Below are 13965 nucleotides of genomic sequence, written 5' to 3' on the forward strand. Positions count from 1 at the left end.
TAACATAAATAATCTTGCCCATCTTTTATCTTTTTTATTCTCTCTGCACTATTTTTACTTAAGCGATCAGCAACAAATATTGACAAATTTTAATTAAACCGATATTGGTAAGTATTCTACTTGTAATAAAAACAAGGATAATAATAATGAAGTACTTGCAACTCACAAAAACACAGTTTCGCTTAAGTGATACACTCTGCTTGCATATCGATGATTTAACTATCAATGAAGGAGAAAGTTGGGCATTCGTTGGTAGCAATGGTAGTGGTAAAACGGCGCTCGCTAATACATTATGCCAAGAGGGGATTTTATTATCGGGTGAGCTTATTAATAGGTTTACTCGTCCGATTAATCTCTCTTTTGAAAAATTACAAAAAATGATAGAGGAAGAGTGGCTGCGTAACAATACAGACTTATTAAGTGAAGATGAGGATGATACGGGATTAACCGTGGCTCAGGTGATCCAAATGCAGGTAAAAGATAATGATCGCTGCCTGTTATTAGCAAAACAATTTGGTATTGATGCACTTTTATCAAGGCGTTTTAAATATCTTTCAACGGGAGAGTCTCGTAAGGTACTGCTTATTCAGTTATTGATGAATAAACCTGATCTATTAATTTTAGATGAGCCTTTTGATGGTTTAGATATTGACTCTCGTCGTACATTAAGTGAGTTACTTTCATCACTACATCAACAAAAGCTAACGATTGTTCTTATTTTAAATCGCTTTAATGATATTCCTGATTTTGTGCAAAATGCTGGCTTATTGATTGACTGTAAACTCGTGGCACAAGGTAAAAAAAGTGATATTTTATCAGACTCAGTAATTGCGCAATTATCTCACAGTGAAACACTTGAAAATCTGATCTTACCCGCCTCAGACTCCGTTGATGCAGTTCCTACCTTACCACCAACGCTTTCCCCTATTATACTTAAGGATGGCGTGGTCAGTTATAATGATAAACCTGTGCTCCATCACTTAACCTGGGAAGTTAAACCACAACAACATTGGCAAATATTAGGTCCTAATGGCGCAGGAAAATCGACCTTATTAAGCTTAATCACAGGAGATCATCCTCAAGGCTATAGCAATGATTTAACTCTATTTGGTCGTAAAAGAGGCAGTGGTGAAACCATTTGGGAGATCAAACGCCATATTGGTTATGTTAGTAATGCCTTACATCAAAGCTATCGCGTCTCTTCAAGTGTGAAAAATGTGATTATTTCTGGTTTTCATGACTCTATTGGTATTTATCAAGCCGTTACCGATAAACAGCAAAAATTAGCGGATGAATGGCTAACACTAATTGGTTTAACTGCACTCGCTAACCATCCTTTTCACTCACTTTCATGGGGACAACAGCGTCTAATATTAATTGTAAGAGCATTGGTTAAACACCCGACATTATTGATCCTCGATGAACCATTACAAGGATTAGATACAACCAATAGACTATTAGTACAGCGCTTTATTGATATCATGATAAGCCATAGCAATACTCAACTACTGTTTGTCAGTCATCATCAAGAAGATGCACCTCACTGTATTACCCATCGACTGATTTTTATTAAAGAAGGAGATATCTATCGTTACCAACAACAACCCTGTTAACTAGATATAGGCTATTTTTAAGGTAAGATACATCATCACACTGAAGAAAAGGGTATTTGTTATCGATAGATGGCGATGATTTTAACGATAGATTTAGAGAGCATATTTTTTACTGATAATTATCCAGAATCGGCTTTTCGTTTCTTTTCACCGATCCCGTTAAACTAATAGCTTGATCGATTAAGCAAAAGGTGTAATAACTGTGTAATATTTCATCAAACAATCGTCATTTTTGACATAATCCCCCTAGTTTTGTTAGTTATGTTTGGCGTTCTTGTTGATGATCCATATAATGATTGCAGTCCTGATTTTAAACTTATATTAAGAAAGTAATTATAGGAGTCTAAACTATGGCAGTAACTAAGCTTGTGCTAGTTCGACACGGTGAAAGTGTATGGAACAAAGAAAACCGTTTTACAGGCTGGACTGACGTTGAATTGTCAGATAAAGGCCGTAATGAAGCGCAAGAAGCAGGTAAACTGCTGAAGGCTGAAGGTTTTACTTTTGACTACGCATATACTTCTGTACTAAAACGTGCAATCCACACTCTGTGGAACATTCTTGATGAAGTTGATCAACAATGGCTGCCAGTAGAGAAAAGCTGGAAACTAAACGAACGTCACTACGGTGCATTACAAGGCTTAAACAAAGCTGAAACAGCTGAAAAATACGGTGACGAGCAAGTTAAACAATGGCGTCGTGGTTTTGCGGTTACCCCACCAGAGTTAACTAAAGATGATGATCGCTTCCCAGGTAAAGATCCACGTTATGCATCTTTAACTGAAGCTGAACTGCCATTAACAGAAAGCTTAGCGTTAACTATCGACCGTGTAACACCATATTGGGAAGAAGTCATTAAACCTCGCGTTGCTTCAGGTGATAAAGTGATTATTGCCGCTCACGGTAACTCACTGCGCGCTCTGGTTAAATACCTAGACAATATGAGTGAAGAAGAAATTCTTGAACTGAATATCCCAACAGCAGTACCTTTAGTTTACGAATTTGATGAAAATATGAAACCAATCAAACGTTACTACTTAGGTAATGCAGAAGAAATCGCAGCAAAAGCCGCGGCTGTTGCTAACCAAGGTAAAGCAAAATAATTTTACTTTGAATTAGATAAAAAAAATGCCACTTTTGAGTGGCATTTTTATTAATAAAAACAGACTATTATGATTTATTACGACGAGTAGCGACTGCATCGGCTAATTGGCGTAATAACGTTTCTGTATCATCCCACCCAATACAAGCATCTGTGACACTTTTACCGTATACCAAAGGTTCACCACTTTCTAATGATTGATTGCCCTCTTCTAAATGACTTTCAACCATTACACCAATTAAAGCTTTTTCTCCTGCGCTAATTTGTTGGCAAATATCGGCACCAACCTCCATTTGTTTCTTAAATTGTTTACAGCTATTGGCGTGGCTAAAATCAACCATAACATTTTGGGGTAATCCTGCTTTTTTCAGACCTTCTTTTACGGCAGCAACATGTTCTGCACTGTAATTAGGCTCTTTACCGCCCCGTAAAATAATATGGCAATCTTTATTCCCTGCAGTACGAACTATCGCTGAGTGACCCCATTTAGTTACCGATAAGAAACAGTGTGGAGAGCCTGCAGCATTGATGGCATCAATCGCCACTTTAATTGTGCCATCTGTGCCATTTTTAAAACCAACAGGACAAGATAGTCCGGAGGATAATTCTCTATGCACTTGAGATTCTGTTGTTCGAGCACCAATGGCTCCCCAACTCATCAAATCAGCGACATATTGTGGGGTTATCATATCTAAAAACTCGCCAGCCGTTGGTAATCCACTATCATTGATGGTTAATAGCAAACGACGAGCAATGCGTAATCCTTCATTAATATCAAAGGTACAATCCATATGTGGATCATTTATCAGCCCTTTCCAACCGACTGTGGTACGTGGTTTTTCAAAATAAACTCGCATCACAATTTCAAGTTTATCTTTCAGCTCTTCTCTTAATAAATTTAAACGCTGAGCATATTCCAGTGCCGCGTTAGGATCATGAATAGAGCAAGGCCCAATCACCACTAATAGGCGATCATCTTTTCCAGCAAGGATTTGATGAATAGCTTCACGGGCATGACGAACTGTAAACGCCGCATTGTCAGTGGCTGGAAACTTTTCCAATAATGCCACTGGCGGTAAAAGTTCATTGATTTGTGTTATTTTAAGATCATCATTCTGGTAATTCATTCCCGTGTTCCACTCTATTATTATCTAGTCAATATGATTTCTGTTTCTTCAATCTAACCATTCGTTTTCTCTCTGTAAACACCCTTAAGAGCCTAAACAGCCCATGACGGTAGATAACAAAAACATCGAAAACAAGTAATAGCACCATTAAGTAAAATAATGATTCGAAATTGCCTAGAATAGAAGAATAAACACAACGAATAGCAAGGCTGGAGAGAAATATAACTCTACCAGCCTTTTTTATTATGAGAGATAATTATTTTTGTTTGAATGCTTTGCTGATTTGATCCACAAACGAGAGCCATTAATAGCGATAGCCAATAAGATGATATATTCAATAGACATGGCATAAACACCCTGTTTATAAAATATAACAATACTAATGACATTAATAACAGACCAAATTAACCAGTTTTCTACCAATTTGCGTGTCATTAAGATCATAGCCACAATGGAGAGTACCGTCATTGTTGAATCCCAGAATGGGTAAGCATCTGGCTCGATAGCAGGTGTGGCTAAATTTGCCCCGAAGACATTTAAGATATCAACAGCAATAACTGCTAAATAGCCAAAAACAGTATCAATATTAAACGTTAGCGCAATAATGGCAGCAATGGAGACAATGATTAATACGATTTGTTGGCCCGGCTTTAACCAACGTATTTTCAATTCTGCTTGTTCAAAATCATTCACTCTACTCCATGCATACCAACCATAAATATTGGCAGCAAAGAAGAAAATCTGTAGCAGTAGACTAGCATATAACTGGATCTGGAAAAAAATAATGGCGAATAAAGTGACATTAATTAACCCAAATAAATAGTTAATGATCTTTTCCTGGCTCGCAAGCCATATACATAATAATCCAGCAATAGTCCCTATAGCTTCAATCCATGAGAGTGGATAGCCTTCTTTTCCTAATGGAATATTGACTAAAATATTATTGATACTAAACCAACTAATGACATCCATTTGACAACCCCGACTTAATCATAGAAAAAACAAATAAAATATGGGTTATTGCGACATTGTTGCAAAGTGATAAAGATATATATACATTCCTATCAATGATAGCACTTAGTTTAAAATATTAAACAAAATGCCATTTATTTACCATAAAAAACAAAAAGTGTTTTATATAATAAATATGCTATTTTTTTATTCATACTTACAACAAATAACTTTATCTACTATAACAACTAGAGAGAAATATGGAGCCAATCACCCGCTTAATCGATCGCATGTTATCTTTTGCATTACTTGATCCTCGAATTGAGGCTGTGGTATTAACAGGCTCAGTGGGTCGTAATAAGAAGATAGACAGCTATTCTGATATTGATATAGAGCTTATTGGTCACGGTGCGACTGAGCTAGCAAAAAACCAACATTGGCTATCACAATTTGGTAAACACCTCGTCTCTTTAGCAACAGAATGTGAAGATCCGAACGGCATTCGCTGGCCAATCTATTTGCACGTATTAGCTCAAGGCCGAAAAATGGATATTTTGATGGCAGAGCCTGAAAGAATTATCAATATGAAACAAAATGGTCTAAGTCCAGTTTATCAACGAGGCTATCGTGTTTTACTTGATAAAACAGGTTTATGTGACCAACTTCCAGAAATTAGCACTGTGACTCCCCCTGCCCTTTCCATAGAGCAAGCTGATACCTTGGCTCAAGAGTTTTGGTTTGAAGCCACACAAATCGCTATAGCTATCTTACGTAATGAATTTTGGTTCGCTGAATATCGTATGAGTGATATAAGGGAATGGTTGATCCGTTTACTAGAGCAAGTTGCTCTGCAAACATCAACACAAGATGTCTGGTATCAAGGCAAAAACTTACGGGAGTGGTTACCTAAGTTTTACTCATTACGTTCATTAGAAAGCACACTGGCTATGAGTACCCCTTATGAAGCAGCGGCTGCATTAAGTATTATCATGGCTTTTTTTATTGATGCATCAAAGCGTTTTGGTTTGTCGATAGAAAAGGCAACACAAGCACAAATACTCATTAGCGATTGGTTTATTGATAATGAACTATTAACTGAAAATGAATATTACCAAATAACCACTTCCATTATTTGTCATTATCCAACTTAAGTGAGATCAGATAGTTTTTTCAGCAATGGAGAAGCTATCTATTTACATCCTCTATTTGAGTAACTCGAGTAATAAATACAAAAACGAGTTATAGAGAGCATTTTTAGATAGAATGAGAATGGCGTGTGATAAAAGACTAGAAAAGCATATTGAAATGGTGGGTCGTGGGCGACTCGAACGCCCGACCAATTGATTAAAAGTCAACTGCTCTACCGACTGAGCTAACGACCCATTTCATAAAATGGTATGTAAATTCGAAAATGGTGGGTCGTGGGCGACTCGAACGCCCGACCAATTGATTAAAAGTCAACTGCTCTACCGACTGAGCTAACGACCCTTTTCGAACTCACCACATTCTCTGTGGCAACGGCGGGTAATAATACTGATTTAATGTTATTGTGCAACGTTTTTTTTCAAAAAAACATTCAAATGCTGAAAAAACAATCAGTTAACCCCGAAAATGTAACATTCACATTACGGGGCCAATAATTATAGTGCTGCTAACTGCTTTTGTGCTAATTTTGCACCAGCACTGTTTGGATATTGCTTAACCACTTGTTGATAAATAGCTTTCGCATTATCCTTTTGCCCTTTCTCTTGCATAATAAGCCCTATCTTATAAAAGGCCTCACTTGCTTTTTGAGATTTTGGATAATTTTTCACAACAATAGCAAAAGTACTCGCAGCCTGATCTTTATTACCTTTTAGATAATACATTTGCCCCAACCAAAATTGAGCATTTGATTGATAGCTAGACTTCGGATAACTTTTAATAAAGTTGTTTAATGCAACAATTGCCTTATCGTAATCTTTTGAATTCAATACAATATCAATTGCCGCGTTATAATCAGCTTTTTCATCACCTGTTGACGACGAACTCGTACTTGTATCAGATGTTGAAGGTACATTGCCACCCGTTGAAGCCTCATCCGTTGTTGGTGCTGAGTTGCCACCATTTAGGCTATCTAATTGTTGATAGATATTACGTTGACGCTCTACAACTTGGTTTAACTGGTATTGATTTTCCTGAATTTGACCACGCAACATATCAATATCGCGTTGAGAATCTGCGAGTTGTTGCTGTAATTGGGTCAAAAGCTGACTATGAGCATTAGAGATACGCTCAAGTTGGGCGAGTCGTTCATCAGTAGAGCCTGAACCGATATTACTGATTGGCGCTTGGGCAATAGCGGCTACAGGAGCCGCTACGCCAACCAGTAACAACAGACTCATCAATAAAGGTCTGAAGTTACTGTTGTTCATGCCGTTCTCTTAGTAAACCAGTACTGCACGACGGTTTTTCGCATAAGCGGCTTCGTCATGACCCAGTACAGCAGGTTTTTCTTTACCGTAAGATACGATTGATAATTGATCAGCTGATACGCCTTTACCTTGCAGATACATTTTAACTGCGTTTGCACGACGTTCGCCTAACGCGATGTTGTATTCTGGAGTACCACGTTCGTCAGCATGACCTTCGATAGTAATGCGTACTGAAGGGTTAGCACGCAGGAATGCAGCGTGAGCATCTAACAGTTGAGCATATTCTGAAGTAACGTCATATTTATCAAAACCGAAGTAAACAATGTTAGTTTGTTTCAGTTGTTCTAATTGCTGACGTGCTAATTCTTCAGCAGTAGGGCCTTGCTCAGTAACAGGTACATTGTTGCTTGTATCTGTTTGATCGTCGTTTTTGTTTGAGCTACATGCTGCAACAGCAACGAGTGGTAATGCTAACATCAACCCTTTAAACACTTTGTTTAATTGCATCTCTAATTGTTCCTTTATTTGTTTGCCATACATAATTCTTATGCATCACATAAACGGAGACCAGGCAGGTGATTTAACCTGACCATCAGTCGCCGGAAGACGCGCTTTGAAACGTCCATCAGTCGATACTAGTCGCAAAATGGTTCCTAAGCCTTGAGTAGAGCTATAAATAACCATAGTGCCGTTAGGCGCGATGCTTGGCGTTTCATCCAGAAACGTATCTGTTAAATATTGAACAGCATTCGTTTCTAGATCCTGCTTAGCGATATGTTGCCTACCGCTTTCAGAACTCACCATAACTAAGAAACTACCATCAGGACTTACTGCAGGATTTTGGTTTTGTTTTCCTTCCCAAGTAATACGTTCTGGCGTTCCTCCGTTAATATTAATTTTATAAATTTGAGGACGTCCGCCTTGATCCGAAGTATAGACCAAAGTCTGTCCATCAGGCATCCAAGTCGGTTCTGTATTATTACTTCTACCGTTGGTTACCTGTGTCATATTGCCACTGGCTAAATCCATTACATAAAGATTTAGACTACCGCTTTTTGACAGTGCAAAGGCTAATTTAGAGCCATCTGGAGAAAAAGCAGGTGCACCATTATGTCGAGGGAAAGAAGCGATTTGACGCACTTCCCCCGTTGCTAATGTCTGTACAACTAAAGCAGATTGACCACTTTCAAATGTGACATATGCTAGTTTAGCACCATCAGGAGACCAAGCGGGTGACATTAATGGCTGTGATGAACGATAAACGCGATCTTGATTAAATCCATCATAGTCAGATACACGTAATTCATATGGATAAGCGCCACCATTAGTCACAACGACATAAGCAATACGGGTACGGAACGCACCACGAATGCCAGTTAATTTTTCAAAGATTTCATCACTGGCGGTATGAGCAGCATATCGTAACCATTTATTGCTGATTTTATACTCACTTTGCGCTAAAACCGCTCCCGGAGAGCCAGCAACATCAACTAGTTGATAGCTAACAACATATTGACCATCTGCCGAGGGCTGAACACGCCCTACAACCACTGAATCAATACCTAATGCTGTCCAGAGTGCAGGTTGAACCTCAGAAGCGGTAACGGGTTGTTGAGGCAAACGATTCATATCAATAGGGTTAAATTTACCACTATTTCGTAAGTCAGCCGCAATCACTCCAGCAATATCTTCTGGCATTTGACCTGTGCCTTCCCATTTAAAAGGAACAACACCAATAGGGCGTGCAGTATTCACCCCTTGTGTAATTTCAATGCGAACTTCTGCATTAGCGAGCGTTGTAACGCATAATATCAAAAGTCCGAAAATAACATTTAATGCCTGCTTCATCATGTCTCCCTTTTATTATTGCGGTTATTGCGCAATAACGCACAGAATAGTAACAAACGCTTTTAAACAACACCATACAACACATCAATAACATTCTAAAATAGAGATAAATTAATGTATGTTTTCCTACTATCAGACAGTTTTATGGCTTAAACTCAATTGTTGGTGATTTTACTTGTTCGTAAATATCTTTCGGTGGCTTAGGCAATGTTGCCATTTTAGCCGCTTGTAATGCAACTTGGCATAAAGCCGGATCACCACCTACCGCTTTTGCACTTACTAACATACCGTCTGGTGCAATACTTATTTTAAGGTCACATTTACGACCTTTATATAAATCAGAATCAAAAAACTTCTGTTCGATGGCAACTTTTACTTGCCCAGTATAGCGATCAATGCCCGCAGCATTTGCCCCAGAGCGATTACCACCACCTTGACCTGCTGCAGAAGCCCCCGATTGTTTATCGCCTTGAGCAACTAATCCATCGAGTAGACTATCAACCGCTTTACTTTGTTGCTGTGCAGCGGCTTTCGCTTTAGCTTCCGCTGCTGCTTTGGCTTTAGCTTCTGCGGCTGCTTTCGCTTTTGCATCAGCCTCTGCTTTCGCTTTCGCATCGGCTTCAGCCTTCGCTTTTGCCTCAGCTTCTGCTTTTGCCTTCGCTTCTTCTGCTTTCTGTTTCGCTGCTAATTCTGCTTGTTTCTTCGCTTCTGCCTCTGCTTTGGCTTTCGCATCAGCTTGCTCTTTTAAAATACGATCGCGTTCAGCTTTAGCTTGTGCGGCAGCTTCTTCAGCCTGCTTTTGCTCTTCTTTCGCTTTAGCAGCGGCGGTGGCCGCTTCACGACGTTGAGCTTCTGCAGCCTCTTTTGCTTGCAAACGTTCCACTTCTAACGCTTTTAAACGTTCTTGTTCTTTAATTTGTTGTTGGCGTAGCTCTTCTTCTTGTTGCTGCGCCCGCGCTTTACGTTCTTGTTCTGCTTTTTGGACATTAGCTTGTTGCGCCTTTTGCTGATTATACTCTTGTACTACCGCATTAGGGTCAACCATAATAGCATCAATAACTTGCCCATCAGATCCACCGCCACCGCCTAAATTCCATTTCTGAGTTAACGATCCCCAGATAAGCAAAGCGATGATCAGTAAATGCAAGACAGTAGACAAGATAACTGAACCGCTCAATTTACTTCGGATTGGTTTCGTCTTCTTTCCCACGCTATTATCCAAACTTATTTCAGCCTACTAAAGAGGCTGAGTCATTAAACCGACAGACTTAACACCCGCTTGACGTAACATGTTGAGTGCTTTAATTATCTCATCATAAGGAACATCTTTAGCGCCACCAATAAGAAAGACCGCTTTCGGGTTTTTTTCTAATTGTCGTTTTGCTTCAGCCATAATCTGTTCTTGAGGTAAAAGCTCTAAAACCTCTTGTTCAACACGGATATTATATTGCCCCACTCCAGCAACTTCGACAATTACAGGCGGGTTATCACTGGTTGAAACAGTCTGTGTTTCTGTTGCTTGTGGAAGATCAACCTCAACACTTTGTGAAATAATTGGCGCTGTTGCCATAAAAATCAGCAAAAGCACCAATAACACATCAAGCAAAGGTACTATATTAATTTCTGATTTTACGCCTCGGCGGCTACTGCGACCTCGTGCCATCAGCTCTCTCCTTTTGCCTTAACTATTTCTTTTCTGCGGAGACAAAAGCTTGGCGATGTAAAATCGTCAGGAACTCTTCCATAAAGTTATCGTAACTTTGTTCCAACTTATTTACACGTTGCGTAAAGCGGTTATAAGCCATAACTGCGGGGATGGCCGCAAATAAACCAATGGCTGTTGCAATCAACGCTTCAGCAATACCGGGTGCCACCATCTGTAAAGTTGCCTGTTTAACGCTACCTAAAGCGATAAATGCATGCATAATCCCCCATACCGTACCGAATAAGCCAATATAAGGACTAATTGACCCCACCGTACCTAAAAAAGGAATATGCGTTTCTAAGGACTCTAATTCACGATTAAATGAAACACGCATTGCACGGGAAGCCCCATTAACAACGGCATCGGGTGCATGAACATTCGCTTGATGTAGTCGTGCAAACTCTTTAAAACCAGAATGAAAAATTTGTTCTGCCCCTGATAACTCGTCACGACGAGCTTGGCTTTCTTTATATAGACGAGCCAAATCAGTGCCTGACCAGAATTTATCTTCAAAATCTGCCGCTTCACGATCTGCTGCATTCAATACTTTCGTACGTTGAATAATGATCGCCCATGAGGCAATAGAAAATCCGATTAATAACAACATGATCAACTTAACTAAAAGCCCCGCTTTTAGAAAGAGATCGATAACATTCATGTCAGCCACTACTTAAACTCCGCGATAATGGACTTAGGAAGCCCTACAGGCTTCATTTTTAATGAATCAACGCAGACAACTAATACATCTGCCCTACACAGTACCACACCATCTTGATTGATAAGCTTTTGAGAAAATGTCATTGATGCACCACGTAATGTAGTAATTTCACTTTCTACTTTCAGAAGCTCATCAAGCCGTGCTGGCGCAATATAGTCAATGGTTAATTTACGCACAACAAACGCAACATGATCATACTCCCGTAAATCATGCTGATAAAAACCTTTTTCTCTGAGTAATTCTGTTCTTGCACGTTCAAAATATTTTAAATAACTGGCATGATAGACCACACCACCGGCATCAGTATCTTCGTAATAGACACGAACTGGCCAAAGAAACCGCATAATTCCGTCCTTACATTCCTTGAGTAATCCCATAAATAATTAAGCTATAGATTTGTTAACTATACTTAAGAGGTGCCTCTAAGGGAATCATAGTAACGTAAAGAATAGAAAACACCGTTTTCAGACGCCAATCATAAACTCTTCTTTGCAACACGCAATATGCTTTAGCGCCTGAATAGAAAAAATATTTTTATTAGTTCAGCATTAAAATGCTTGCTAATTAACAATTAATAGTTTAGCACTCTGATTCAAACTTTTTCCCAACCAATAAAAAAACCAGTCTTATTACTGGTTTTTTATTAAAATCAATCAATTATCTAATACAGGTGTTTCATGCAAGTAATACCACTGCCATTGATAATTTAGAGACGTGCGTCTCAAAACCACCACAGATTGACGGGTGAGAATCTTCTTATTTTCATAATGCGTTTCACGATAGCTCACCGTTGCCCAATGTTCAGATTGGTAAATAATGTTATAGCTATCTGTTTCAATCCTCAATTCTGGCCTTTTCCCTGCATTACGAGAAAACATTGCCATTACATCATCATAATTTATTTTCTTTCCTGTTATACCAATCATAGAAAACGTGTTGGCAAGTAACATTTCTATATTTTTTAATGCCTGTGTAGAAATAGGGGTTTGAGTAAAAACAGTTTCAATCTCATTATGCAACACTTGCACACTTTCTATTAATGGGTCTATTTTAATGCTCATGATTTGTTTCCTGTAAGTTTGTTTTTTGCTTTAACAATATGAAAAGAAATAGCGGAAATAATCCTATGGTTGCACAGATAAAAAATGTCGTGCTATAAGCCATTTGTGACGATACAAAAAGAGATAATGTGTTGAAGATCATTGCAACAAGTGTCGCGCCAACACTAAATACAACTTGACGATTTATATTCCAAATAACACTAGCTTGAATAAGCCTTTGTTTATCAAAGTCATAAAGGGCCGTTGTTTGTGCTGTATTTGCACCGATCCCTCCGCCAATTCCCATCATTAAATAAGCGAGTATTAATAAAGGCAGGTCGCTTTCTTTATCTACTAATGCTAATAATGCAATACCAATACTGTGCAGAATTAAAGCGAATATAGCTAAGCGCTTCATACCCAATTTATTATAAAGTGCACCACCAACAATAATGGAAATAAATGCACCTATAGCATATAGCAGCATAAAACTGCCTGTACCCTGCCCCGAAAAATGGAGATATTGTTGTAAATAAAAAATCGCCAGAATATTTACACCAGTAAAAACACCTGGAATACAGTAATAGAGAAAAATGGAAAGTGATAAGTTTCTATTTTTTAATAAATTTAGATTAATTACCGGTGATAAACTCTGTTTATAATGACGATAATAAAGAAGAGAAAATAATGCAGCAAAAAAACTGATGACTAATGCTAATTGTGTAGAGTGATACTCACCGTAAGCAGATAATGCACATAACCCTGATACGATAATAATACTGATTAATAAGATCCCTTTAAGATCTGGTATTATATTTTCTTGTGATTTAGACTCTTTTACCCAAATAAAAGCCAAAAACGCAGTAAGTAATGAAAAAGGCACATTACTATAAAAAACCCAACGCCAAGATACAGCATCAACGATAAACCCACCTATTGTGGGAGAAATTGCAGGTGCAATAAGAGCAACAGCCATAATTAAAGTTGAGACTTTGCTTCTTTCATGCCCTTGAAAATACTGAAATGTTAGAGCTTGGCCGATGGGAATTAATAATCCACCACTAAGACCTTGAATAAAACGCCATAAAATCAGCTCAAAAAATGAGTGTGAATAGCCTACTAACGCCACAGAAGCACTAAATATCAACATCGAGCTGACCATTAATACTCTCACGCCAAAACGTTGAGATAACCAGTGACTCAATGGAATAATCAGTGTTAAACCTAAAATATAACTATTTGATACCCATGTAATGGAGACGATAGATACCTTCATATCCGCTGCAATTGCTGGTAATGCAATTGCCGACATAAAAATATTTATACAATCAATAAAAAAACCCAGTAAAAAAATAATGGCTATTTGATAACGATAAGACATAGCAATCCTCCGCCTTATAGGGTACGAAAGATTGACGAATATCGTCTATCTGACAAAATAGAACTT

Annotated in this window: 14 protein-coding genes and 2 tRNA genes; 3 read left to right on the forward strand and 13 right to left on the reverse strand. The window is 38.4% G+C overall.

Annotated elements, in window-relative coordinates; genetic code table 11:
- The first annotated feature begins 146 nt into the window (after window positions 1–146).
- Window positions 147–1613 (forward strand): molybdate ABC transporter ATP-binding protein ModF, encoded by a 1467-nt coding sequence (gene modF / locus AACV00_RS12145; RefSeq protein ID WP_161680298.1) that lies wholly within the window; start codon window positions 147–149, stop codon window positions 1611–1613.
- A 350-nt stretch (window positions 1614–1963) separates the two neighbouring features.
- A complete protein-coding gene (gene gpmA / locus AACV00_RS12150; protein WP_004244443.1) occupies window positions 1964–2716 on the forward strand; it encodes a 2,3-diphosphoglycerate-dependent phosphoglycerate mutase in 753 nt (250 codons plus the stop codon).
- Window positions 2717–2783: 67 nt separating this feature from the next.
- On the opposite strand, the gene aroG is transcribed toward gpmA, so the two are convergent.
- A complete protein-coding gene (gene aroG / locus AACV00_RS12155) occupies window positions 2784–3842 on the reverse strand; it encodes a 3-deoxy-7-phosphoheptulonate synthase AroG (protein WP_004244442.1) in 1059 nt (352 codons plus the stop codon).
- Window positions 3843–4085: 243 nt separating this feature from the next.
- Complete coding sequence (pnuC, locus tag AACV00_RS12160) at window positions 4086–4814, reverse strand: nicotinamide riboside transporter PnuC (protein WP_004244441.1); 729 nt, start codon at window positions 4812–4814, stop codon at window positions 4086–4088.
- Window positions 4815–5053: 239 nt separating this feature from the next.
- On the opposite strand from pnuC, the gene AACV00_RS12165 reads away from it, so the two are divergent.
- Complete coding sequence (locus AACV00_RS12165; RefSeq protein ID WP_161680300.1) at window positions 5054–5944, forward strand: aminoglycoside 6-adenylyltransferase; 891 nt, start codon at window positions 5054–5056, stop codon at window positions 5942–5944.
- A 155-nt stretch (window positions 5945–6099) separates the two neighbouring features.
- On the opposite strand, the gene AACV00_RS12170 is transcribed toward AACV00_RS12165, so the two are convergent.
- From AACV00_RS12170 to AACV00_RS12220, 11 genes are all read right to left on the reverse strand, one after another.
- Window positions 6100–6175 (reverse strand) — tRNA-Lys (locus AACV00_RS12170).
- A gap of 30 nt (window positions 6176–6205) precedes the next feature.
- Window positions 6206–6281: transfer RNA gene (locus AACV00_RS12175), tRNA-Lys, on the reverse strand.
- Window positions 6282–6433: 152 nt separating this feature from the next.
- On the reverse strand, window positions 6434–7207 hold the full coding sequence (gene cpoB / locus AACV00_RS12180) for a cell division protein CpoB (RefSeq protein WP_004247552.1): 774 nt from the start codon (window positions 7205–7207) through the stop codon (window positions 6434–6436).
- A 9-nt stretch (window positions 7208–7216) separates the two neighbouring features.
- The gene (pal, locus tag AACV00_RS12185) at window positions 7217–7714 is read right to left on the reverse strand and encodes a peptidoglycan-associated lipoprotein Pal (RefSeq protein ID WP_004247551.1); all 498 of its coding nucleotides are present in this window, start codon (window positions 7712–7714) and stop codon (window positions 7217–7219) included.
- A gap of 45 nt (window positions 7715–7759) precedes the next feature.
- A complete protein-coding gene (gene tolB / locus AACV00_RS12190) occupies window positions 7760–9055 on the reverse strand; it encodes a Tol-Pal system beta propeller repeat protein TolB (protein ID WP_004244437.1) in 1296 nt (431 codons plus the stop codon).
- A gap of 142 nt (window positions 9056–9197) precedes the next feature.
- Entirely contained in the window at window positions 9198–10265 is a 1068-nt protein-coding gene (tolA, locus tag AACV00_RS12195; RefSeq protein ID WP_004244436.1) for a cell envelope integrity protein TolA, read from the reverse strand.
- A 27-nt stretch (window positions 10266–10292) separates the two neighbouring features.
- Entirely contained in the window at window positions 10293–10718 is a 426-nt protein-coding gene (gene tolR / locus AACV00_RS12200; RefSeq protein ID WP_004244435.1) for a colicin uptake protein TolR, read from the reverse strand.
- Between the two features lie 22 nt (window positions 10719–10740).
- Entirely contained in the window at window positions 10741–11427 is a 687-nt protein-coding gene (gene tolQ, locus AACV00_RS12205; protein WP_004244434.1) for a Tol-Pal system protein TolQ, read from the reverse strand.
- Complete coding sequence (gene ybgC / locus AACV00_RS12210) at window positions 11427–11822, reverse strand: tol-pal system-associated acyl-CoA thioesterase (protein ID WP_004247549.1); 396 nt, start codon at window positions 11820–11822, stop codon at window positions 11427–11429. Before ybgC ends, tolQ begins: the two co-directional genes overlap by 1 nt.
- Window positions 11823–12131: 309 nt before the next feature.
- The gene (locus AACV00_RS12215) at window positions 12132–12539 is read right to left on the reverse strand and encodes a hypothetical protein (RefSeq protein ID WP_036919986.1); all 408 of its coding nucleotides are present in this window, start codon (window positions 12537–12539) and stop codon (window positions 12132–12134) included.
- Entirely contained in the window at window positions 12529–13899 is a 1371-nt protein-coding gene (locus AACV00_RS12220) for an MFS transporter (protein WP_049203644.1), read from the reverse strand. The genes AACV00_RS12215 and AACV00_RS12220 overlap by 11 nt, the downstream gene beginning before the upstream one ends.
- Window positions 13900–13965: the final 66 nt, after the last annotated feature.

It is taken from the genome of Proteus sp. G3927, from assembly GCF_963894685.1.
Lineage (GTDB): Bacteria > Pseudomonadota > Gammaproteobacteria > Enterobacterales > Enterobacteriaceae > Proteus > Proteus mirabilis.

Excerpts from the sequence above, each read along its gene's own strand:
- modF (WP_161680298.1), top strand. The coding sequence starts at position 147 with ATGAAGTACTTGCAACTCACAAAAACACAGTTTCGCTTAAGTGATACA.
- gpmA (WP_004244443.1), top strand. The coding sequence starts at position 1,964 with ATGGCAGTAACTAAGCTTGTGCTAGTTCGACACGGTGAAAGTGTATGG.
- aroG (WP_004244442.1), bottom strand. The coding sequence starts at position 3,842 with ATGAATTACCAGAATGATGATCTTAAAATAACACAAATCAATGAACTT.
- pnuC (WP_004244441.1), bottom strand. The coding sequence starts at position 4,814 with ATGGATGTCATTAGTTGGTTTAGTATCAATAATATTTTAGTCAATATT.
- AACV00_RS12165 (WP_161680300.1), top strand. The coding sequence starts at position 5,054 with ATGGAGCCAATCACCCGCTTAATCGATCGCATGTTATCTTTTGCATTA.
- cpoB (WP_004247552.1), bottom strand. The coding sequence starts at position 7,207 with ATGAACAACAGTAACTTCAGACCTTTATTGATGAGTCTGTTGTTACTG.
- pal (WP_004247551.1), bottom strand. The coding sequence starts at position 7,714 with ATGCAATTAAACAAAGTGTTTAAAGGGTTGATGTTAGCATTACCACTC.
- tolB (WP_004244437.1), bottom strand. The coding sequence starts at position 9,055 with ATGAAGCAGGCATTAAATGTTATTTTCGGACTTTTGATATTATGCGTT.
- tolR (WP_004244435.1), bottom strand. The coding sequence starts at position 10,718 with ATGGCACGAGGTCGCAGTAGCCGCCGAGGCGTAAAATCAGAAATTAAT.
- ybgC (WP_004247549.1), bottom strand. The coding sequence starts at position 11,822 with ATGCGGTTTCTTTGGCCAGTTCGTGTCTATTACGAAGATACTGATGCC.
- AACV00_RS12215 (WP_036919986.1), bottom strand. The coding sequence starts at position 12,539 with ATGAGCATTAAAATAGACCCATTAATAGAAAGTGTGCAAGTGTTGCAT.
- AACV00_RS12220 (WP_049203644.1), bottom strand. The coding sequence starts at position 13,899 with ATGTCTTATCGTTATCAAATAGCCATTATTTTTTTACTGGGTTTTTTT.